Genomic DNA, 22,030 nt, shown 5'->3' with positions numbered 1-22,030 from the left:
GCGTTCTGAAACAAGCTTAAAACCCCGGCATTAAAAAACCCGCATGGTCAAAAAGACGATGCGGGTTTTTTATCGGCTTGCAGAATCAGACAGCGATCTGCAATTTTTCTATGCCGCCCATGTAAGGGCGCAAGGCTGTCGGGATGACGACAGAACCATCAGCCTGCTGGTAGTTTTCCAGCACAGCAACCAGTGTACGGCCAACTGCCAGGGCAGAACCATTCAGGGTATGTACCAGTTCCGGCTTGCCCTGGGCATTGCGGAAACGCGCCTGCATGCGGCGTGCCTGGAAATCAAACATATTCGAGATGGATGAAATCTCACGATAGGTATTTTGTGCCGGCAACCAGACTTCCAGATCGAAAGTCTTGCAGGCGCCAAAACCCATGTCGCCGGTACACAGGCTCAGCACGCGGTATGGCAGTTCCAGTTTTTGCAGCACGGCTTCAGCATGGCCTACCATTTCATCCAGGGCTTCCATGGATTTTTCCGGGTGGACGATCTGTACCATTTCCACTTTGTCGAACTGATGCTGACGTATCATGCCGCGTGTATCACGGCCATAGCTGCCCGCTTCAGAGCGGAAGCATGGTGTGTGTGCTGTCAGTTTCAATGGCAGTACATCAGCCGCCAGAATTTCATCGCGCACGGTATTGGTCAAGGTCACTTCAGAGGTAGGGATCAGGTACAGGGTTTCGCCCTCGCCTTCCTGGCCACCTTTTTTAACGGCAAACAGGTCTTCTTCAAACTTTGGCAACTGGCCAGTACCACGCATGGAATCGGCATTCACCATGTAGGGCGTATAGACTTCGGTATAACCATGTTCCTGTGTCTGCATGTCGAGCATGAACTGGGCCAGTGCGCGATGCAAGCGAGCCATGCCGCCCTTCATGACAGAAAAACGGGAACCAGTCAGCTTGACGGCTGTATCAAAATCCAGGCCCAGGGCAGAACCGATATCGACGTGGTCCTTGATTTCAAAATCAAAGCTGCGTGGCGTGCCAGATTTGCGCACTTCAACGTTACCGCTTTCATCATTACCAACCGGCACCGATTCATGCGGCACATTGGGAATGGTTTGCAGGAAGGCTGTCATTTTTGTCTGTATTTCAGACAGACGCACTTCTGATGCTTTCAACTCTTCTGGAATGCTGGCAACTTCAGCCATGATTGCGGAAGCATCTTCGCCCTTGCTTTTGAGATTGCCGATCTGTTTGGACAAGGTATTGCGCTTGCCTTGCAGTTCTTCTGTGCGGGACTGGATTTGCTTGCGTTCTGCTTCCAGTGCGTTAAAGCTGTCCACATCCAGCTGAAATTTACGGGTAGCCAGGCGTGCTGCCACGTTGGCGATGTCTTTGCGCAGGAGTTGAATATCTATCATGGTCTGAATACGGGTTAAATACTGATTGAATGCTGATTGAATGCCGAAACAACAGGCTAGTCAGCTATTGTATCAAGGGACGGGCATTTTCCCTAAAATTAGCCCATTGCAAAATGGAAAAGCCTGGGTTTATCAGCTACAAAGGATCAATAAAGCAATCAAATAGCCGATGTACAAGCTGGCAACTTTTCCTTGTCGCAGAGTTGCTGCAACCAGATTTTGGCCTGTTTATTATAGTTTTTGGTGGCTTTTTTATACCATTCCACCGCAATTGAAGGCTGCTTGTTGAGGCCGCCCACACCAAGTTCATAAGCTCGCCCGTAAAGGCCCTGTGCCGTACCATTGCCTTTTTGTGCGGCTCTGGAAAGCCACAAGACAGCCTTGTCTTCGTCTTTTTTCAAGCCGAACTGACCAAACCAATATAACTGGCCAAGGGTACTTTCTGCCCCAACCTGCCCCTGTTCTGCCGACAAGGTCAGCATTTTGACGGCTTCGGCCTTGTTTGCTTTTACACCTATGCCTTTTTCATACAGGGTTGCCAGTTTAAGCTGGGCGATGCTGCTGCCCTTGTCTGCGGCTTTTTTATACCAGTTAAAGGCTTCTACGGAATTTTTAGCTACCCCTTCGCCATTGAGCAAATCGTCACCTACCAGTACCACTGCACTTTCCTTGCCTTGCTCTGCCGCAAGCGAAAACCAGCTGTGGGCTTTGGTCGCATTTTTTTCTACTTTATTACCAACAAAGTAAAGCCAGCCCAGTTGATATGAGGCTTCCTTGTCACCTTTGTCTGATGCCTGCGTCCACAGTTTGATGGCTTCATCCACATTTACCTGCAAGCCATTACGGCCCAGGAAATAATCCGTGGCGTGTTGTGACAGACCCGCGGCCTTGCTATGGTCATAGCCCGGCTTCTGTGGCGTGTATTGCGTATAGTTATTGGTCGACAAAGCCCCGCTAAATACAGACAACAGCTTAATGATCGCAAAAAGCAGGAAGAAGGAAATGGCCTTGTTGTCCATTAGCCAGTTGGATGCAGGTGCTGGCGGCTTACCGATGACGCTACCTATGCTTTTTGGCTGTCCATCATCCGATACGGCAGACACGTCACGGTACTGGGTCATTTCGTTGTAGGTTTTACGCCAGTCACGAATATTACCAACCTTGGTCACCAGCGACATCCAGTTTGGAAACAGTGTGAGCATCTGTTCCATCTGTGGCAAATTAATCTGCAGATAATCGACACCAGGAAATTCATCCGACCTGGCCTTGCGGATAAGGGCTAACTGTTTATTCTGGATTTTTTTACTTTTTTCATCAAAAACAGCCATTTCCGTCAGGGCACGATCCAGAGTGAAAGCACGTGGATCCAGGCTAAACAGGCGCTGCTTGTCCTTGTTCCATTCAAACTGACGCAAGGCAGCGTCAAACAATTCGCCATCACCGGCATGCCAACCGGCCAGAATATAACGGGCCATGTTGCATTCAAACAGATGGCGCGCCTCTACCTGTATCAGGCGCTCATCATTCAATGCTGCTTCCAGCGCAACGCTGGCATGGTCTGCTGTAGCTGCGGTATCAAGCAATTGCTGACGCATTTGCTCAAACACGGCTTGCGCCATGGCATCGGGGCTGGGCAAGGCAGGCGTATTGGCTTGTGCTGCTGCTTTGATGCGTGCCAGCGCCTCTGCGTCTGGCCATGGTTTGATGTCTGTATCTGGCTGATCTGGTTCTGGTTCGCTTACTTCAGGCGAAAGTCTGGTTGCCGGTTCAGCTTTCTGTTCTGCCAAGACCGGCTGAGGGACTGACGATACAGGCTGTTCGGATACCGGTATGACAGGCGGCTCATGAATGAATGTCTCTATGTTTTCATGTGCAGTAGCATCTTCAGTGTCAACCTCAGTGTCAACCTCATTGCCAACTATAAGCTCTCCTTCAGCCTCGCTTTCAATTTCGTCCTCAACACTTTCCCATCGCGCATACATGCTTTTGTTTTGCAGCCACTGCAAGGCATGTTCATAGGATTCGCGCAGCGCCTGAAAACCGGCAGGATCATTCTCCTGGTCGATTTTTTTTAGCGCTTTGGCATAGGCACGTTTGACATCACGCTCCTCTGCGTCGCGGGTAAGTTCATATTGCTTGAAAAAAGAAGGCAGATACGACATGGCTTAATTCGGTTGCGGGTCAAAGTCGGTATGCAAATGCGTATCCTTTTCGATCTGATGCAAGAGCTCGGAGAATTTTTTCAATGCCGGGTCAATCAGGCGCGAGTTCTGGCTTTCAATTACGCCTTCAAATTCACTGATCTGCACCGCCAGCCAGTTGCGTGCATTGCCGCGCAAGGTTTCGTAAATACGGTCGGCGCGTGCCAGTGCAGTACGCACTTCCAGCGTATCGCGCGGGTGCATCTTGATTTTTTCCAGTTCAGCAAAACGTCGCTTGATTTCTTCATCAGTCAACATGCCGGGGTTACCCTGAATGACGATGGAATGGGTTTCCTGGGTCTTGACCAGCGTTGCCTGCACTTCCAGCAAGCCGTTGACATCATAGGTAAAACGCACGTCAACACCGTTTTCATCACGCGGCAAGGGTGCCAGCTTCAGGTTCAGTGTCCCCAGATGGATATTGTCCTTCACCAGACGAGACTCACCCTGGTAAATTTCCAGCGTCAGCCTGACCTGCCTGTCTTCGATGGGAAAGAAGCGCTGTACACGACTGACCGGCACCGCGGTATTGCGTTCGATCACAGGTGAAAAATGTCCCTTGGCATTACGGCCATCTGCCAGAGAAATAGCGACTTCCACGCCGAGCGAATAGGGTGAAACATCCGTCATCACCACTTCATCCAGCGCGGCATCTTTCATCTTCAGGCCAGCCTGTACGGCGGCACCCATGGCCACCACTTCATCGGGATTGATGTCACTGGCAGGGAAACGGCCAAACATCAGCGTCACCAGGCGCTTGATGATGGGCATACGGGTGGCGCCACCGGCCAGCACGATGCTGTCCAGTTGATTGCTGCGTAGATTGGTGTCACGCAGGGCGCGCTCTACCGGATCACGCATACGCTTGAGCAAGGGCGCGCAGATTTTATCCAGCGCAGCTTCATCCAGCTCCAGTTCCAGGTCACGCTGGTCTACATGTATTTTGACTTTGGCAGTCTGCTCTGTAGTCATGGCACGCTTGGCATTTTCAGCCGCTGCGGTCAGTCGCTGCATGAAGGCGGCGTCATTACGTTTTTCCGCATTCAGATCATGGCGCTGGAAGAACAGGTCAACGATGGCATTGGTAATGTCTTCACCACCGAGGTAATTATCACCTGCCGACGCCCTCACTTCCATGACGCCTTCAAACAGTTCGAGTATGGAAACATCAAAGGTACCGCCACCCAGATCGAATACCAGAAAGCGTGATTCACCATCTATCTGATGCATGCCATAGGCCAAAGCCGCCGCCGTTGGTTCATTGAGCAGGCGATCAACCTTCAGCCCGGCCAACTGCCCTGCGGCCCTGGTCGCCTTGCGTTGCGCGTCTGAAAAATAGGCGGGAACGGTGATGATGGCTTCGGTTACTGGTTCACCCAAGAAGGCTTCTGCATCCGCCTTCAGCGCTTTCAAAACGAAGGCGGACAACTCTTCAGCACGAAACTCGCGCTTGCCCAGTTGTATTTTCTTGTCGCTACCCATGTAGCGTTTAAACACCGCCACCGATTTATCAGGATGTGTTTGCAAACGCTCTCTTGCGGCCTTGCCGACCAGTATAGTCCCATCCTGATCCAGGCTGACGCAGGAAGGTGTCAGAGTATCGCCCAAACCATTTGCTATCAATTGCGCCTTGCCATCACGCCAGACAGCAACCAGGCTGTTGGTGGTTCCCAAATCGATACCAATGATCATACGCAATCAACTCCAAAGAAGTAAAACGTGTCTGTGCCAAACCGACAAAGCCTGAACAACTCGTCAAAGCTTCATAAAATAAACCAGAATCCCTGTTTGTGGCAAACAAAACAAGCAAACGGGGTCCATTTCTGCCTTATCCTAAGGCAGAAATGGACCCCGTTGAATAACAAAACTAAGATTTATCAGTAACGAACGACGCTACGGTAAACCAGCTTGGTGCTGCCTTCGGCCGGTACGCTGATCTTCCAGACTGCGGCGTTGCTGGCCGCTTTGACATAAGGATGGCTGCTACTCAACACTTGCCAGTCACCTGGCATAGGCTCTTGCACAGTCACGACGACGGCTTCTTTCTTGGCGTTTTTCAACACCAATTCATACGCGCTTTCGAATACATAATTGTATTTCCCTGTGCCAGAGAGCTTCTTGAAGTCTGTCTGTTTCTTGTCTGCCGTCACATCAAAAGCCTCACCCAGTTTCAGGCGTACTTTTTCATTCTTGGGCGTGTGGTCAACACTATCTTCACCGATGAACTGGGCATTGCCTGAAGCGTCTTTTTTATACACGCGCACGATGCCTTTTGGCAGTGGCATACCCAGTTGCGAAGCTTCTTTATTGTCGAACTCAACAAAGACACCTATCTTCATTTTCTGGCCAAGGTCACCGTAGCTGCTTTGGTAGTAATAATCATTGCCGGCCAGTAGCAATTCCTTGCGTGCCGGGACGCCGGATGCAGTCAGCAAGGCGACCTGCTTGGTCTGGTTTTCTGCGATCGTGGTTGGCCGGTCCAGAGTATACAAATGATACTCAAACAAAGACTCTTCGGCCATCGCCTTTCTTGCCAATAATGGCTTGGCGCTATCCATTCTGACTGCACTACCTGCTACTTCCACCCTTTGTGTCACTTGATTGACGTCACCAGCCACCAGTTGCAATTTTGCATTGCTATAAGTCGTGCCACTGGTATTACCCAAGGTAACCCAACCCGAGATATCGAGCTTGTCATCTGCGGGATTGAGCTCCACCACATAATCAGCTTTCCATGAAAGGCCGCCGGTCAGATAACTGAGTTCCACGTCCTGCTGTTGTGCGCCAGTGTTATCCAGTGCCATCACCAGCGTTGGCCGGTCACGCAGATTGGCCGGTACATCAGGGTAAATAATGCGGCCACCCGGCAAGCCGGTTTCTATGCGGTCACCTATCTTCAATACAATGCCGCTATTGGCAGACAGGACTTGTGCAGATTCGGTAGTCTCAACGCCTGTCGCGGGATTGGTGCGGACGATATTCACATTGCGACCTACATATTTTTCCAGCAATTTTTGCGGAGTCAGCAAGTCGAAATTGAAATTCTGCTCAACGACAGACAAACTGCCGGGCGCAGTCAGGCTGCGCAGCAAGGCGGTTTCTGGACGCATCTTTGCACTGACATCACGAAAAGCCAGCGCTGTTGCGCCACGCTTCAGTTGCAGTTTGCGCTGGTCTTTGACCAGGGCCAGGTTTTCATTGTAGATCGTGACAGCGACTTCTTTTTGCTCCGCCAGGGTACTGCGCTGCTCTTCGGTCTGGGCATACGCGCTTCCCACCAGGGACAATAACAACAGGCTTGATGTAAATGAGCTCACAGCAAATGGGCGAATAGCAAATGGGTATACAGGAAATAAGTTTTGCATGACAAATCCTTGAAATAATTGGCACAACGGATATAGCTATTGATGGATGCAAGGACTTCTACTTGGCCTGATCATCCAGGCTGCGCAGATAGGCCAGCTTTTCTGCAATTTTGATTTCCAGACCACGTGGTACCGGGTGGTACCATGATTCACTTTCCAGACCTTCTGGCAGATAGGTTTCACCGGCGGCGTAGGCATCTGGTTCATCGTGTGCATAGCGATACAATTTGCCGTAGCCCAGTTCTTTCATGAGCTTGGTTGGCGCATTGCGTAAATGCTCGGGCACTACGCGTGACTTGTCTTTCGCGATCATGGCCCTCACCGCGTTGTAGGCTTTATAAACGGCATTCGATTTGGCGGCGCAGGCCAGATAAATAACGGCTTCGGCCAATGCCAGTTCACCTTCGGGCGAACCCAGCCTTTCATAGGTTTCTGCCGCATCCAGGCAAATGCGCAGAGCACGCGGATCGGCCAGGCCGATATCTTCTGACGCCATGCGCACGATGCGCCTGGCCATGTAGCGTGGGTCGGCACCACCGTCGAGCATGCGCACCAACCAGTACAAGGCAGCATCAGGATTGGAACCACGCACTGATTTATGCAGGGCAGAAATCTGGTCATAAAAGGCGTCGCCACCTTTGTCAAAGCGACGCAGCGCATCGCCCAGGCATTCCCCCAGCAAACCCTGGTCGACGGTATCGAGATGTTTGGCGACCGCTGCATGGGCAACGATGTCGAGATTGTTCAGCAATTTGCGACCATCACCATCGGCACTCGATACCAGGCTGGCCATTGCTTCTGGTGTCAGCGTCAAACCATCCAGTTCACGCTCGCAGGCGCGCACTACCATGGCTGCCAGGTCTTCATCCGTCAGCGATTTCAATACATACACTGAGGCGCGTGACAGCAAGGCGCTATTGACTTCAAAAGAAGGATTTTCAGTAGTGGCGCCGATGAAGGTGAACAGGCCACTTTCCACATGCGGCAGGAAGGCATCTTGCTGGCTCTTGTTGAAACGATGGACTTCATCGACAAACAGGATGGTTCTGCGGTGTGAGGTTGCCTGCAAGATCTGGGCGCGTTCTACCGCTTCACGGATATCCTTGATACCTGACAATACGGCCGACAGAGCGATGAATTCACACAAAAAAGCGTCTGCCATCAGGCGTGCCAGCGTGGTCTTGCCAACACCTGGCGGCCCCCACAATATCATCGAATGTGGTTCGCCCGACTGGAAAGCCACGCGCAGCGGCTTGCCTTCGCCCAGAATATGCTGCTGGCCGATGACATCATCCAGCGTGGCCGGACGCATGCGTTCAGCCAATGGTGCAGGTTTCTTGCGCGGATTGTTGTGCAGCGTATTCATTTACTGGCGAAATACGTCGGCACCGGCGGGTACGACAAACTTGAACTGATCAGGTTTCAGCGTCGGATTCTTTTCCAGATTTTTCAAGGTCAGTACAGAGAACTGGCCGAAGTTGTCACGCAATTCCAGCGCCACAGGCAGGCCATCTTTCATGCCTATGCCTATATGTTCGAACTGCGTATCCTTGGCCTTGGGTGTGGCTTCCAGCCATTCCAGCCCCTGTTTATTGCCGACTTCCTTGAAGCTGAAGTTTTTATCCAGATCGGCTGCACCGGCACTGCCAAACAGAATGGCTGCGGGACTGGAACCGAGGGCATTGCCCAAGGGACGAATAGTGACCTGATTCAGGTCCTTGTCGTAGATGTAGAGTTTGTCGCCATCGGCCTGCAAAATTTGTTCATACGGTTTGACATACGCCCAGACAAACTTGCCAGGGCGGGCAAAGATAAAATTGCCGGTGGCAGTCTTGCTGATCTTGGAGACGCCATCGACCACTTTGACCTGCTGCTGCGTAAATTCACCCCTGGCGCTTTTGTTATTGGTAACAAATGCCTTGAACTGTTCGACGGCGGCTGCCGATGCCAATGCAGGCATCAGCGCAAATGCCATCGCACCTGCCGCCAGTTTTGCCATCATGCTAGTGTGTTTCTTCACTGAGTATCCTGTTCTGCTGTTCTGCTGTTCTGCTGTTCTGCTGTTCTGCTGTTCTGCAATTTTTTCGCTACGCTGTCTATTCTGCGCTTATTCCGTATTCCCGGCGGGAACCAGAATTTCACGGTTACCATTCGACTGCATGGTAGATACGACACCGCTTTGTTCCATTTGTTCCAGCAAACGGGCGGCGCGATTGTAACCTATACGTAAATGTCTTTGCACCAGCGAAATGGATGCGCGACGGTTCTTGAGTACCACGGCCACGGCCTGATCATACAAGGCATCAGCTTCACCACCGACTGCACCCGCACTTTCGCCACCTGCCTCGCCGCCCTCTTCCAGCGTGCCGCCTTCGAGTATGCCTTCGATGTAATTCGGTTCGCCCTGTGATTTTAAATATTCAACCACGCGATGCACTTCTTCATCGGATACGAAAGCACCGTGGACGCGAATAGGCAAGCCTGTGCCTGGTGGCATGTAGAGCATGTCACCCATACCAAGCAGTGCTTCCGCCCCCATCTGGTCAAGAATGGTGCGCGAATCTATCTTGCTGCTGACCTGGAAGGCGATACGGGTAGGAATATTCGCCTTGATCAGGCCGGTAATCACGTCCACCGACGGCCTTTGGGTCGCCAGGATAAGATGCAGACCTGCTGCACGGGCTTTTTGCGCGATACGGGCAATCAGTTCTTCCACTTTTTTACCAACGACCATCATCAGATCAGCCAGCTCATCAATGATGATGACGATGGTAGGCAGTTTGTCCAGCGGTTCTGGTGCATCCGGTGTCAGACTGAATGGATTGGGGATGTGCACTTCCTTACGTGCAGCCTCGGCAATCTTGGCGTTATAACCGGCCAGATTACGCACACCCAGCTTGGACATCAGTTTGTAGCGACGTTCCATCTCGCCCACAGCCCAGTTCAGAGCATGGCCGGCCTGGCGCATATCGGTTACCACCGGTGCCAGCAAATGCGGTATGCCTTCGTACACCGACATTTCCAACATTTTTGGATCGATCAAAATCATGCGTACGTCATTCGGATCTGACTTGTACAGCAGTGACAGAATGGTGGCATTGATACCCACAGACTTACCGGAACCAGTCGTACCCGCCACCAGCAAATGCGGCATCTTGGCCAGGTCAGCACAGATGGGGTGACCGCCAATATCCTTGCCCAGCGCCACCGTCAGGCTGGATGTGCTGTCGTTATAGACTTTGGAACCCAGGATTTCGGTCAGCCGCACGATCTGGCGTTTTGGATTGGGCAATTCCAGGCCCATGAAATTTTTGCCGGGAATGGTTTCGACCACGCGTATTGATGTCAGCGACAGGGAACGCGCCAGGTCACGCGCCAGATTGACGATCTGGCTACCCTTGACACCAGTGGCCGGTTCAATTTCATAACGGGTAACCACAGGGCCAGGATAGGCGGCAACCACTTTGGCATCGACACCAAAATCCGAGAGTTTTTTCTCTATCAGGCGGCTGGTAAATTCCAGCGTCTGTACACTGACAGTTTCCTGCACCGGTGGTGGCTCATCCAGCAGGGACAAAGGTGGCAGATTAGTATCCGGCAGTTCATTGAACAGGGATACCTGCTTTTCTTTTTCCACCCGTTCAGAACGCTGTACGGCAACCACTTGTGGCTCTATGCGTATTGGTGCTGCTTCGACGATCTTGGCCCGTTCCTGCACCACGACTTCTTCGCGCTTGACGGCGGCAGTCTGGCCAACGCGACGGTCTTCAGCATCTGCATGTTTGTTTTGCACAAAGACAAACACAAATTCAATGCCGCTGCCTATGCGTTCAGCAATCGTAAGCCACGACACATGGAAATACAGGCTGATACCCAAAGCAATCATCAACAGCAACAGCAAAGTTGCACCGGTAAAGCCTATGGTGGCAAAGGCGGCATTGCCTATCAATTCACCCAGGACACCGCCAGGTGCCAGCGGCAAGGCGACTTTCAGGCTATGCATGCGCAAAAATTCCAGGCCCATGCTACCAGCCAGCAGCAAGGCAAAACCGATGGCTTCAGCCAGGATTTCGGGGAAACCGACTTCAGGCTCAGGATCCGGGTTGAGCTTCACTCTTTGCGACAGCTTGTGATAAGACTTCCAGACCTGGCGACTGGCAGCGACACACCACCACCATGCAGAGACGCCAAATACATAGAACAAGACATCAGACAACCAGGCCCCGAACTTGCCGGCAATATTGTGTAACTTGGGAATGTCGATGGACCTGGACCAGCCAGGATCACGCGTTGAATACGTGGCCAGTATCAGCACCAGGCAAACGCATAACGCAGCCAGCGCTATCCACCTGGCTTCCATCAACAACACGACAAAGCGGTTGGGTGGTGCGGCAGGTGCTGCTGCGGGTTTATTGCTTCGCGTATAAGCTTCGTTACTTGTAGTCATAAAACGGGGAAAACCTCATCCAGACAGCCATCAAAAGCTGACAAGATAGCATGATAGCCTGTCTGCGCCAAACAAGTGGGCTGTAACAGTTGAAACAAAGTTGAGCTTCCAGAACTACACCCTGCCCCAATGCTGCCTCACGACCCTGTCATGGATAGTCTATAATTTAGAGTTATCACGGAATAGCGATGCAAAATTGGCAAAAATACTTGAAATTTGCATGAAAATCGCCATCTCTACTGCATATTAGTCATCCAGCATTTCGCTTTATTCGCTTAACTTTTTTATCAGGTCTGCTATGTCCACACCCAAACACGCTCATGTATTAATTCTTGGCTCTGGCCCCGCAGGTTATTCTGCTGCCGTGTATGCAGCCCGCGCCAATCTGAAACCCGTGCTGATCACCGGTGTCGAGCAAGGTGGCCAACTGATGACAACCACCGATGTCGAAAATTGGCCCGCCGACCCTATGGGCGTGCAAGGGCCGGAATTGATGCAGCGCTTTCTGCAACACGCAGAGCGCTTCAATACCGAAATCATTTTTGATTACATCCACACCGCCAAGCTGGATGAAAAACCGATACGCCTGATCGGCGACCAGGCACAATACACTTGTGATTCACTGATCATCGCCACCGGCGCATCAGCCCAATACCTGGGCCTGCCGTCTGAACAGGCCTTCATGGGCAAAGGCGTGTCTGCCTGCGCTACCTGTGACGGTTTCTTTTATCGCGGCAAGGAAGTAGCCGTCGTTGGTGGCGGCAATACAGCGGTAGAAGAAGCGCTGTACCTGTCGAATATCGCCAGCAAGGTGACAGTGATCCATAGGCGTGACAAGTTCCGTGCCGAAGCGATTCTGATCGATCGCCTGATGGCCAAGGTAGCTGAAGGCAAGATTGAAGTCAAATGGAACCATACGCTGGATGAAGTGGTGGGCGATGAGTCAGGCGTGACCGGTATCAAGGTCAAGGCAGCCGACGGTACAGTTACCCCTATCACCCTGCATGGTGTATTCATCGCGATTGGTCACAAGCCGAATACCAGCATTTTTGAAGGCCAGTTGGAAATGCATAATGGCTACATCAAGACACGTACCGGTACCGAAGGCATGGCAACAGCCACCAATGTACCAGGCGTGTTTGCTGCCGGTGATGTGCAGGATCATGTGTATCGCCAGGCCATCACCAGTGCAGGCACAGGTTGCATGGCTGCGCTGGATGCACAGCGTTTCCTGGAAGAATAAGACCAGCCAGGTCAGGGAAAGTATCACATGTCGTCTTTTAAAAACCTTGCTGACCTGAAGTCACTCAGCCAGCAATTAAAGCAGCAGGAAGAAAGCCGGCAACGTGCAGAAGCAATACGTCTGGAGCGGGAAAAGAAAGCCAGGGAAGAGGCGAATATTTTTCGTTCCAGCGTGGGCACGATAGCACCTCTGAAAATTGCTGCGAAACACAACCCGATACCAACCCGCCCCGAGCCCCTGCCCTTCCAGCATCTGGCAGATGAGCAGGCGGCATTGCAGGAATCGCTGTCAGATGAATTTGATGCCGATTCGCTGCTGGAAACGGACGAAAATCTCAGCTACACCCGTACCGGTGTTGGCCAGGATGTCGTCAGAAAGCTCAGGAAAGGTCATTGGGTGATACAGGCCCAACTGGATCTGCACGGCCTGCGCCGCGATGAAGCCAGAGACAGCCTGGGAGAATTCTTGCGCAAGTGTATGCGCAATGGCACACGTTGCGTGCGCATTATCCACGGCAAGGGTTTGGGATCAGTCAACAAGGAACCCGTGCTCAAGCAAAAAGTCAGGAACTGGCTGATACAGAAAGATGAAGTATTGGCGTTTAGCCAGGCAACTGCGGCGGATGGTGGTTCTGGTGCCCTGATCGTACTGCTGAAATCCTGAACACCAGAACACCCGAACATTGAGCCCCACACAATAAGGGCTCAATGTTGCAATACAGCTTAATTACGGAACTTCTTGTCTTTCGAAATAACGGTCATGTCAACATACTTGGAACCGTTATGATTGGAAGGCGAGAAGCTGATGTCATAGCCGCCAAGATCGTAGCTGCCACGATTGATTGTTTCCAGCGCAGACACCAATTTTTCGCGTGTCAATGCAGGCCCTGCACGTTTCAAACCTTCGACAAATACCTTGGCAGCGATATAACCTTCAAAGCTTGAGAAGTTCAAATTTTTGACGCCTGCCTTGTCAAGATTTTTGGTGTATTCGGCCACGAGTGGAATCGATCCTGACCATGGGAAGGGCGTCACCTGAGATACGACGACACCTACACCATCCTTGTCCAGGGTATCGGCCAATGCCTGACTGCCGACAAATGACACGTTGTAGAACATGCCGGTGTAAGAAGCCTTGTGCATTTCCTTGATCAGTGCACTACTAGCTGCGTAGGTACTGATCTGTATGATGGCATCGGGACGCTTGGGCAATAACTTGGCAACCGCCGCAGTGACATCCGTACTGTTTCTTTCAACAGTGACCGTTTCAGAAAGTTTGAGATTTCTTTTCTTCATTGCCAGTTCAACACCGGCAAGACCTGCCTTGCCGTAGGCATCGTTCTGATAAAAGACGGCAATGCTTTTTGTTCCCAGATTGGCGAGCTGGTCTACCAGATGTTCGGTTTCGTCAAAATAACTAGCCCGGATGTGAAAGATCTGGCGATTGAATGGTTCCCGCAAAGACTGGGCACCACTGAAGGGGGCAAAGAAAGGGACTTTTGCTTGTGAAAAAATCGGCAAGGCGGCATTGCTGGTTGCAGTACCTACATAACCAAACAAGGCGAAGACACCATCAGTTTCGATCAGGGTCTTGGTATTGGCAGCAGCGAGGTCTGCCTCATACTTATCATCCTTCTGGATGATTTCAATCTTGCGACCATACACACCACCAGTCGCATTAACCTGATCAAAATACGTCTTGGCGCCCAGGTTCAACTGTATGCCAAGTTGTGCTGCCGGTCCGGAAAACGCAGCGGACTGGCCCAATAAAATCTTCCTGTCTGTGACACCGGTTTCTGCATGGGCATGTGCGATCGCCATCAGTACCAGTGCCACCCCAATTTTTGCTTTTACTTTTGCTCTTGAAAAATCTGCAAATCCAAATTTTACTAACTGCTTTACTGTATTCAACTTCTTCATATTAAACCGCATCAGACCCCGTCTCGCCAGTACGAATTCGTATCACCTGCTCAACATTTTGTACAAAAATTTTGCCGTCACCAATCTTGCCGGTGTGGGCTGCCTTGATAATCGCGTCTACAACATTGTCAGCAATGTTGTCATCGACGACGACTTCCACCTTGATCTTGGGCAGAAAATCGACGACGTATTCTGCGCCGCGATACAGTTCTGTATGCCCTTTTTGACGACCAAAGCCTTTTACCTCAACCACGGTCAATCCAGTGACGCCCACGTCGGCCAGAGCTTCACGTACTTCGTCGAGTTTGAACGGTTTGATAATAGCGGTAATCTGTTTCATTTCCCTCTCCTTAGTTAATACGAAATAATTTATCGTGCACGTTAAAAGCTGAACGAGCATGCTCTGCCTGGCCCGAATCTCCGGGCACAGGTTTGCACACCTGTTTCAACTATTACTGTTCACTAGTCTCTGAACTTCGAAGTAATAGGATAACGCCAGTCACGCCCGAAAGCACGGTGGGTAATCCTGATACCTATGGGCGCTTGACGCCGCTTGTATTCATTAATCTTGATCAGACGGGTGATGCGTTCCACATCTTCCGTCTTGTAGCCGGCAGCAACGATTTCTGCACGCGCCTTGTTTTCTTCCATGTACATGGCCATGATGCCATCCAGGATGTCATATGGCGGCAGGGAATCCTGATCCTTTTGATCAGGTCGCAATTCAGCTGACGGCGCCCTGGTCAATATCCGTTCGGGTATCACGGCTGACAGGGTATTGCGATAAGCACACAGGCGATACACCAGGGTTTTGGCAATATCCTTGATTACGGCAAAACCACCAGCCATGTCCCCATACAGGGTGCAGTAACCGACCGCCATTTCACTCTTGTTACCCGTCGTCAAAACGATGGAACCGTATTTATTCGACAAGGCCATCAACAAGGTGCCACGTATCCTGGCCTGGATATTCTCTTCTGTCGTGTCTTCTTTCAGCCCGGCAAATTCTTTGCTAAGTGTAATACGGAAGGCATCAAAACAGTCGCTGATGGCAATTTCATCATAACGCACGCCTATGCGTGCCACCATGTCGCGCGAATCTATCCATGAGATGTCCGCTGTGTATGGCGATGGCATCATGATGGCCCTGACCTTGTCTGCGCCTAGCGCATCGACGGCAACGGCCAGCACCAGGGCCGAATCCACACCGCCTGACAAACCCAGCAAGACACTGGGGAAACCATTCTTGCCGACGTAATCACGCACTCCCATCACCAGTGCCTGATACACCTCTGCTTCGAGTGACAAAGCGGGTTCAATACGTGTCAACAGGGGTTGGGCCCCATCAAATTCGATGATATGCAAATCTGCTTCACAATGTTTCAGTTGCGCACATACCTGGCCCTGCGCATCCATGACAAAAGAATTGCCATCAAAAATCAGTTCGTCCTGCCCGCCCACCAGGTTTGCATACACCAGTGACAGGCCTTGCGAGATCACATTGCTGCGCATCACGTCATAACGCTGATGCTGCTTGCCCATATGATACGGTGAGCCGTTAGGCACCAGCAATACTTGCGCACCAGCCTGTCTAGCCAGCGCAGGGGCATCGGGCAGCCAGGTATCTTCACAGATATTGATGCCAAAATGGATGCCTTTTACTTCAAATACACAGGCCTGGGCAGAGGATGAAAAATAACGTTTCTCATCAAACACCATGTCATTTGGCAAATCGCGTTTGAAATAGACCGCCTCGACAACGCCATCTTGCAGGACAGAAACAGCATTATACCGTCTGCCATCCGATTCCGCCGGATGACCGACCAAAACAGCAAGTCCCGGAAATAGCGTAAGCTGTTTGCCAAGCGCTGTTAATGCCTGTGCAGTTTCAAGGTAAAACGCCTGTCGCAGTAACAAATCTTCAGGCGGATAACCAACCAGGGATAGTTCCGGGGTCACAAGTATGTCTGTGCCCTGTTCCGCAGCGCGGCGGGCATACTCTACAATCTGTGCAGCATTACCGGCAAGATCACCGACAACACTATTCATCTGGGCAATGGCTACTTTTACTGTCATAGTGGCAAATCTGTTTTAATCGAAAATGAAATTTGAATCTATTGCACCGCATTATCGCATGCGCATTGTCACTTCACTGTCTGACATAGCGCAGTTTCAATGGGATACGCTGATTGCGGCGCAATCGCATCCCAATCCCTTTTTATCTTATGCATTTTTACATGCACTGCATGAATCAGGTTCGGCATCCGCCAAAAGCGGTTGGCAACCCAGTTTCATCACCATCTGGGAAGGCGAACAACTAATCGCCGCCCTGCCCTTGTATGAAAAAAACCATTCTTACGGCGAATATGTATTTGACTGGGCCTGGGCCGAAGCGTATCAGCGCTATGGTTTTGCCTATTATCCCAAATTGCTGTCGGCACTACCATTTACGCCGGTCACCGGCAATCGCCTGCTGGCAACCACGCCGCAAGCGCAGGATGCCCTGATAGCAGCCCTGCAAGAGCTGCAAAAAGTTGGTGAATTTTCATCCAGTCACCTGCTGTTCCTGCCGGAAGAGCAGGCACAGCGACTGGAACAGGCGGGTTATCTGTTACGTACGGGCGTGCAGTTTCATTGGGAAAACCGGAATTACCGCTGCTTTGAAGATTTTCTGGATGGGCTGGACAAGAAGAAGCGCAAAAACATCCACGCCGAACGCCGCAAGGTCAGCGATGCCGGTATACAGTTTCAGCATATCAAGGGCAGCGACATGCGGGAAGAAGATTGGCTATTCTTCAAACGCTGCTATGACCATACCTATAGAGAACACCACTCTACCCCTTATCTGAACCTGGATTTTTTCTTGCGAATAGGCAATACCATGCCGGAAAATATCCATCTTATATTTGCATTGCATTCGGGCAATAGAATTGCTGCCTCGTTATTGGTACATGACGACGATACGGTGTATGGCCGCTATTGGGGCTGTCTGGAGCATCACCCCTGCCTGCATTTTGAAACTGCGTATTACCAGGCCATAGAATTTTGCATACAGGAAAAAATTCGCATCTTTGAAGGCGGCGCTCAGGGTGAGCACAAGATGGCACGCGGCTTTTTACCAACCAAAACCTGGTCTGCCCATCATCTGAGTCATCCGGATTTTGCAAATGCGGTATCCGAATTTCTTAAACGCGAAACTGGTGGAGTCGAGTTGTATTACAACGAACTCAACGAACACTCACCTTACAAATCTTCACAGTCTGATACGGAGGTACCTACTTGAAATTTTGCCTAGATCAGGGCATCCTGTTGCCATGCAAAATAATTTCATTTCCACACCGAACTTGCCTCCGGCCCAGTTACCGACCAAGCGTGTCGGCCGCTTTTATCTGAGCGAAAGAATAGGTATGGGATCCAATGGTGCCGTCTACCTTGGACACGATCCCGTCATTGACCGTGATGTTGCCATCAAAATATTTAGTGCAGGCAATAATGCTGCCGACAAGAAACAGCGTGAACAGCAATTCATCAATGAAGCCCGAGCTGCTGGTCGCCTGTCTCATCCAAATATTGTGACGATTTTTGATGCATCCAGTGAAGGTGGAACCACTTTCATTGCGATGGAATTTCTGCAAGGCAAAGATTTGCGGCATTTATTGGCTGATGGCAAACAGTTTGACATCATAGAAACGGCCAACATCATACAAAAAATTGCCGATGCGCTGGAATACGCTCATGGCAATGGCGTAATACATCGCGATATCAAGCCTGCCAATATCTTCGTCCTTCCCAGCCAACAGCCCAAGGTGGTCGATTTTGGTATTGCCCGCGCCCCCAACCGGGTGCTTGATGAGACCCGTGAACAGGCGCATACCCTGTTCAACAACAACATCATGGGTACCCCGAATTACATGTCGCCAGAACAGGCAAACGGGAAACAGGTCACTGCATTGACGGATGTGTACTCACTGGGTGCCGTGATGTATGAGATGCTGACTGGGCAAAAGCCTTTCCAGTCGCAGGATGTAGACAAATTATTGCAACAAATTGTAAGTAAGCCACCTAAAAACCCATCGGAAATCAGCGCCAATATTCCGGATTCTTTGTCCAGAATCGTCATGAAGGCCATGCAGAAAGACCCTGCGGCACGCTATGAAAGTGCCGCAGAAATGTCGCTGGCGCTGGAAAAATTTCTTGAACGCGACAAAAAACTGAAACGCAAACGCAAGAAACAGGGCAATGATACCGATAAGGAAGTGGATGACGCAGGCCACTCGAATTCCTGGCTGAGCTGGGTTGCCGTGATCCTGGCAGCGCTGGCAGTGGCAGCTTATTTCCTGAATAAATCACAAATGCTGGGCTAGCTGGCTGAAAGAGCCAAGGCCATGGATGTGGCAATGAAAAAACCACTGAAGGTTAACGAAAAAATGGGGTGATATGAATCACCCCATTTTTTCTAAGCAGCAAGCAGATTAAGCTTCTGCTTTGTTGTAGTTTTCTACGCCAGCCATGATTTCGGCTTTTGCGTCATCCGGGCTACCCCAGCCTTCAATTTTCACCCATTTGCCTGGCTCCAGATCTTTGTAATGTTCAAAGAAATGCTGGATTTGGCGCAAGCGCAGATCATTCAGATCTTCTGGCTGTTGCCAGTGTGTGTAGATAGGTAAAATCTTGTCTACCGGCACTGCCAGTACTTTGGCGTCATCGCCGCCTTCATCCTTCATTTTCAGGACGCCGATGGCGCGGCAACGCACCACCACGCCAGGGATCAGCGGGAAAGGTGTGATGACCAATACGTCTACCGGATCACCGTCACCGGCGATAGTGCGTGGAACGTAACCGTAGTTGCAAGGATAATGCATGGCTGTGCCCATGAAACGATCCACGAAGATCGCGCCACTTTCCTTATCCACTTCATACTTGACCGGATCACCGTTCATTGGGATTTCGATAATGACGTTGAAATCATTAGGCAGATCACGACCTGCGGGGACTTTATTCAAGCTCATGTTGCACTTTCTGTATAAGTATCAATAGAAGAAATCAATCTGGACAAGATTATATCGGCTTTCGACGCATAATTGTGCGTCGCAGCAGGCACATGCTTATAGCATGGTGGCAATTGCACACTGACGATAATGGCTGGCTGCCTCTTCTGCCTGGCCAAGCGCTTCATGCAACTGTGCTAGCTTCAGATTGGCTTCACGCACGGTACGTGGATCAATCGCATCCGACAGTGCCTGCTCCATATGTCGTTGTGCCTTACCCCACAATTTTTGTCTCAGACACAGTGTACCAAGTGTCAGTGCCAGTTCGGGGTCGGTAGGATGTTGCTCTGACCATTTTTCACAATGTTCAATTTGCGACAACAATGCGGCCGAACCTTCCGAGGCAGCAGCATCACGGTAGGCACGCATCAGGCGTTCATCCCAGTCTTCGCTCAGGGCTTTTTCAACTACACCACGGGCATCATCAAACAAGCCGTGGGAATTGAAGGCACTGGCGGCGACAAAGGCAACAAAAGCCGATTTACGTTCTGCCTGGGGGATTTCAAACCATACCCGACGTATCGATTCGGCATCATGCCCCTGATTGGTCAGCAAATCTTCATAGGCCAGTTCGCGCAGGCGTTGTGACAGGGCGGGATGCAAGGCACGATGCTTGTCCAGCGTGCGCACCAGCTTCAAGACTTCCTGCCATTTTTGCGCCTGCTGATTGGCTTTCAGTGCCCATCGCAATACCTGGATATGACGCACACCACTGGAATTCAATTCACGCACGGCTTCCAGCGCCTTGCCGGACTGATGCTGATCCACCAGCAATTCTGTCATGCTGACCAGACGGGCGACTTTAAAGTGCTGATCAGCTTCGATACCAGAAAACCAGGAATCGCGACGTTCAAACTGGCTCATGTGATGGGCGGCACGGGCACCAATCAAGGATGCCACACTGGCATTTTCTGGCAATTCGGTAGCGCGCATGGCGGCTTTTTCTGCATGGCCAAAACGCCCTTCAAACAAGGCTTTCAGGGCTTCACGCAAAGCCTTGTTACTGTCTTTTTCACGCTTGCTCTGGCGATACAGGGCAACCTTGCGCGGCATCTTGCGGGTCGTGACGATGGCACGTATCACCAGATACAACAACACAAACAGTACCAGCACCAGAAACAGGAAAAAATTCAATGACAGATCTATCCGGTAAGGTGGATAAAACAAAACCACATTACCGGGGTTATAACGCGCACCGACAGCAAGACCTACGGCAAGCGCAAACAGAATCAGAAGCCGGATAAAAATTCGCATACTGTTAAGGCTTCACTTTATAGTTACGTACTGCATTCAGACTCTCGGCCAGGGTCGGCATTTCTATCGACAGATTGCTGCCCTGTACCTGGCGCAACAGGGCCTGCACGGTCTGGGTCTGCTTGGCACGGGTATCGAAATATTTGGCGATAGCATCCTGGGCGGCAATCATGTCGCTCCTGAAAATACTTTCGTTGCGCGACAACAGTGCCAGACGCGCATTCAGCAATCTCAACTTCAGGTTTTCACGCGCAAAATATGATTGGGTCGGCGTCAGCAACAAGACATCGGGCGTTTCCACATTCCGCACGCGTATCAGTTGTCGCACCTCATTCCACATCTCGCTGGAAAAACTTTGCCAGGTATCCTGCAAGCGCATAGTCCAGGTATTTTCTACAATCTCTTCTACCGGCTGCTTTGCTGCGTTAGTGCCTTGCTGCGATTTAGGCAAAGATTTCGGTAAAACCCGCAAAGGCGCTTTCGGTGGCGTTGCAGATACCACAGATTTTTCATCTGCCCATAAAGGGATATGGTCTATCTGTGCAATCACGCTGTCCAGACGCAGGGCCACACCGGGCAAATCCAGCGCCGGCAAGGATTTCAGTCTTTCTATGTCTTTCGCGATCGCACGACGGATGGAAATGAATTGCGGTTTTTCTGATTTAGCCAGACGACCATCGGCATTTTGCAATGCAATCAACGCACCCTGTACATTGCCAGCCAGTTGCAATTGCTGGCTGGCGGTCGCCAACACCTGTTCTATTTCAGCCAGTGCCCAGTCATCACGATTCTTGGACAGGTCCTGATACAGCTGTTCCAGCGCCAATTGCTGGCTTTGCGCCTCAGACTGCTTGCCTTCCAGCAGAATCACCTTGGATTGAATTTCCTTGGCGGTTTCCTGCACATTACGCGCCAGCACCTTGGTTTCACTGCTATTGGTATCGGCACTCAACAGGCGACGGGCGACTTCTTCCCGCAGGCTGGTGATCTGGTTTTGCGACGACCACCAGTTAACTGCCAATAATACGGCCAGCACGCCGGAAGCCAGATAAGCCGGATTACCCCAGGCCATGGACCTGGTGCTTTCCTGTGGCGCAGGAACTGTCGGCTGGCGAGCTGCTGGCTCGACAGGATTTGCCGTCATTGCGGCTTCAGAATTTGGTTGCTGTTCA

17 protein-coding genes are annotated in these 22,030 nt (G+C 51.1%); 4 read left to right on the top strand and 13 right to left on the bottom strand.

The window, feature by feature from the left end:
* Positions 1–85: 85 nt before the first annotated feature.
* From serS to ACO0LK_RS05290, 7 genes are all read right to left on the bottom strand, one after another.
* A complete protein-coding gene (serS, locus tag ACO0LK_RS05320) occupies positions 86–1,381 on the bottom strand; it encodes a serine--tRNA ligase (protein ID WP_422972875.1) in 1,296 nt (431 codons plus the stop codon).
* 158 nt (positions 1,382–1,539) lie between these two features.
* Positions 1,540–3,543 (bottom strand): hypothetical protein, encoded by a 2,004-nt coding sequence (locus ACO0LK_RS05315; RefSeq protein WP_422972873.1) that lies wholly within the window; start codon positions 3,541–3,543, stop codon positions 1,540–1,542.
* 3 nt (positions 3,544–3,546) lie between these two features.
* Positions 3,547–5,274, bottom strand: a complete 1,728-nt coding sequence (locus ACO0LK_RS05310) for an Hsp70 family protein (RefSeq protein WP_422972871.1) — start codon at positions 5,272–5,274, stop codon at positions 3,547–3,549.
* Positions 5,275–5,459: 185 nt separating this feature from the next.
* Positions 5,460–6,947 carry a DUF4139 domain-containing protein gene (locus ACO0LK_RS05305; RefSeq protein WP_422972869.1) on the bottom strand — a complete coding sequence of 496 codons (1,488 nt, stop codon included), beginning with the start codon at positions 6,945–6,947 and terminating at the stop codon, positions 5,460–5,462.
* 58 nt (positions 6,948–7,005) lie between these two features.
* Positions 7,006–8,313: a replication-associated recombination protein A gene (locus ACO0LK_RS05300; protein ID WP_422972868.1), complete on the bottom strand. Its 1,308-nt coding sequence runs from the start codon at positions 8,311–8,313 to the stop codon at positions 7,006–7,008.
* Positions 8,314–8,967 carry an outer membrane lipoprotein chaperone LolA gene (gene lolA, locus ACO0LK_RS05295; RefSeq protein WP_422972866.1) on the bottom strand — a complete coding sequence of 218 codons (654 nt, stop codon included), beginning with the start codon at positions 8,965–8,967 and terminating at the stop codon, positions 8,314–8,316.
* 87 nt (positions 8,968–9,054) lie between these two features.
* On the bottom strand, positions 9,055–11,394 hold the full coding sequence (locus ACO0LK_RS05290; protein WP_422972864.1) for a DNA translocase FtsK: 2,340 nt from the start codon (positions 11,392–11,394) through the stop codon (positions 9,055–9,057).
* Positions 11,395–11,692: 298 nt separating this feature from the next.
* Here ACO0LK_RS05290 and trxB point away from each other — a divergent pair, with 298 nt between their 5' ends.
* Together trxB and ACO0LK_RS05280 are read left to right on the top strand one after the other, a co-directional pair.
* Complete coding sequence (trxB, locus tag ACO0LK_RS05285; RefSeq protein ID WP_186946698.1) at positions 11,693–12,637, top strand: thioredoxin-disulfide reductase; 945 nt, start codon at positions 11,693–11,695, stop codon at positions 12,635–12,637.
* 27 nt (positions 12,638–12,664) lie between these two features.
* Positions 12,665–13,300: a Smr/MutS family protein gene (locus tag ACO0LK_RS05280; RefSeq protein WP_422972862.1), complete on the top strand. Its 636-nt coding sequence runs from the start codon at positions 12,665–12,667 to the stop codon at positions 13,298–13,300.
* Positions 13,301–13,359: 59 nt separating this feature from the next.
* Here the strand turns inward: ACO0LK_RS05280 and ACO0LK_RS05275 are convergent, their stop codons facing one another.
* The 3 genes from ACO0LK_RS05275 to ACO0LK_RS05265 all read right to left on the bottom strand — a co-directional run bounded on the left by ACO0LK_RS05275 (position 13,360) and on the right by ACO0LK_RS05265 (position 16,632).
* Complete coding sequence (locus ACO0LK_RS05275; RefSeq protein ID WP_422973036.1) at positions 13,360–14,457, bottom strand: ABC transporter substrate-binding protein; 1,098 nt, start codon at positions 14,455–14,457, stop codon at positions 13,360–13,362.
* Between the two features lie 100 nt (positions 14,458–14,557).
* On the bottom strand, positions 14,558–14,896 hold the full coding sequence (locus ACO0LK_RS05270) for a P-II family nitrogen regulator (protein ID WP_186946701.1): 339 nt from the start codon (positions 14,894–14,896) through the stop codon (positions 14,558–14,560).
* A gap of 122 nt (positions 14,897–15,018) precedes the next feature.
* A complete protein-coding gene (locus ACO0LK_RS05265) occupies positions 15,019–16,632 on the bottom strand; it encodes an NAD+ synthase (protein ID WP_422972859.1) in 1,614 nt (537 codons plus the stop codon).
* A gap of 25 nt (positions 16,633–16,657) precedes the next feature.
* On the opposite strand from ACO0LK_RS05265, the gene ACO0LK_RS05260 reads away from it, so the two are divergent.
* Both ACO0LK_RS05260 and ACO0LK_RS05255 read left to right on the top strand, forming a co-directional pair.
* On the top strand, positions 16,658–17,839 hold the full coding sequence (locus ACO0LK_RS05260; protein WP_422972857.1) for a GNAT family N-acetyltransferase: 1,182 nt from the start codon (positions 16,658–16,660) through the stop codon (positions 17,837–17,839).
* Positions 17,840–17,870: 31 nt separating this feature from the next.
* Positions 17,871–18,920, top strand: coding sequence for a serine/threonine protein kinase (locus tag ACO0LK_RS05255; protein ID WP_422972855.1), 1,050 nt, complete (start codon positions 17,871–17,873; stop codon positions 18,918–18,920).
* Positions 18,921–19,028: 108 nt separating this feature from the next.
* On the opposite strand, the gene ppa is transcribed toward ACO0LK_RS05255, so the two are convergent.
* The 3 genes from ppa to ACO0LK_RS05240 all read right to left on the bottom strand — a co-directional run bounded on the left by ppa (position 19,029) and on the right by ACO0LK_RS05240 (position 22,002).
* The gene (ppa, locus tag ACO0LK_RS05250; protein WP_186946705.1) at positions 19,029–19,565 is read right to left on the bottom strand and encodes an inorganic diphosphatase; all 537 of its coding nucleotides are present in this window, start codon (positions 19,563–19,565) and stop codon (positions 19,029–19,031) included.
* A gap of 96 nt (positions 19,566–19,661) precedes the next feature.
* On the bottom strand, positions 19,662–20,858 hold the full coding sequence (locus ACO0LK_RS05245) for a heme biosynthesis HemY N-terminal domain-containing protein (protein ID WP_422972853.1): 1,197 nt from the start codon (positions 20,856–20,858) through the stop codon (positions 19,662–19,664).
* A 4-nt stretch (positions 20,859–20,862) separates the two neighbouring features.
* Positions 20,863–22,002 (bottom strand): uroporphyrinogen-III C-methyltransferase, encoded by a 1,140-nt coding sequence (locus ACO0LK_RS05240; RefSeq protein ID WP_422972851.1) that lies wholly within the window; start codon positions 22,000–22,002, stop codon positions 20,863–20,865.
* Between the last annotated feature and the right edge of the window lie 28 nt (positions 22,003–22,030).

This window comes from Undibacterium sp. Ji49W, from assembly GCF_049340205.1.
Taxonomy (GTDB): domain Bacteria; phylum Pseudomonadota; class Gammaproteobacteria; order Burkholderiales; family Burkholderiaceae_D; genus Undibacterium.
The sequence above is the reverse complement of the archived record's forward strand: the minus strand, read 5'-3'. Positions and strand labels throughout refer to the sequence as shown.